At 69.2% G+C, this 1,186-nt stretch carries 1 protein-coding gene; it reads right to left on the bottom strand.

Annotation, left to right across the window (positions count from 1 at the left end; genetic code table 11):
- Positions 1 to 1,178 (bottom strand): KUP/HAK/KT family potassium transporter (locus BIV01_RS01950; protein ID WP_441294370.1); only part of this gene is annotated, 1,178 nt, incomplete at its 3' end.
- Positions 1,179 to 1,186 lie beyond the last annotated feature (8 nt).

Here is a 1,186-nt window from a genome sequence, read left to right as displayed (position 1 = left end):
GCCACCGCGGCGACGACGAGCTTCCACGTCTTCCAGTGCCACAGCGGCTTCACCACGAGCAGCAGCAGGAGCGTGTCGACGACGAGCGCACCGGTGACGGAGACCCCGTACGCGGTGGCGAGGCTCGCCGAGGAACGGAACGCGAGCATGACGGCCATCACGCCGATGAACAGCAGGAGGTTGACGGCCGGCAGGTAGATCTGGCCGCCCTCCTGTCGGGAGGTCTGCCGGATGGTGAGCGGCGGCAGCAGGCCGAGCTGCACGGCCTGGCGGCTCAGCGAGAACGCCCCGGAGATGACCGCCTGGCTCGCGATGACGGTGGCCATCGTCGCGAGGATCACGACCGGGATCTGCAACGCGCTCGGGAAGAGCAGGAAGAAGGGGTCCTTCGCCGCCCCGGGCTGGTTGAGCACCAGCGACGCCTGGCCGAGGTAGTTCAGCACGAGGGCCGGGAAGACGACGAAGAACCAGGCGCGGAGGATCGGCGTCCGCCCGAAGTGGCCCATGTCGGCGTAGAGGGCCTCGGCGCCGGTGATGACCAGCACGACCGCGCCCATCGCGACGAACGTGATGTACGGGTGCGCGATGAGGAACGCGATGGCCCACGTGGGCGAGAGCCCCTGCAGGACGCCCGGGTGCGCCAGGATGTGCGGCACCCCGGCGGCGGCGATGACGACGAACCAGAGCAGCATCACGGGGCCGAACAGGTTGCCGACCTTGCCCGTGCCGACCCGCTGCACCGCGAACAGCACCACGAGGATGACCGCCGCGATCGGCACGATGAGGTGGCCGACGCTCGGAGCGGCGGTCTGCAGCCCCTCGACGGCCGAGAGCACGGACACCGCCGGGGTGATGACGGAGTCGCCGTAGAACAGCGAGACGCCGACGATCCCGATGACGAGGAAGATCGTCGCTCCCCCGCGGCGCTTCGCGTAGAGGCGCCGGGCGAGTGCGGCGAGCGCCATCACCCCGCCCTCGCCGTTGTTGTCGGCGCGCATGAGCACGAGGACGTACTTGATCGACACGATGATCGTGATGCTCCAGAACATCATCGAGATCACGCCGTAGACGTCCTCCTGGTTGGCCTGCACGATGCCGCCGTCGATCGTGAACACGGTGCGCAGCGCGTACAGCGGGCTCGTACCGATGTCGCCGAAGACGACGCCGAGGGCGGCCAGGGCGAGGG

The organism is Curtobacterium sp. MCBA15_013, assembly GCF_001865095.1.
Classification (GTDB): Bacteria; Actinomycetota; Actinomycetes; order Actinomycetales; family Microbacteriaceae; genus Curtobacterium.
The sequence above is the reverse complement of the archived record's forward strand: the minus strand, read 5'-3'. Positions and strand labels throughout refer to the sequence as shown.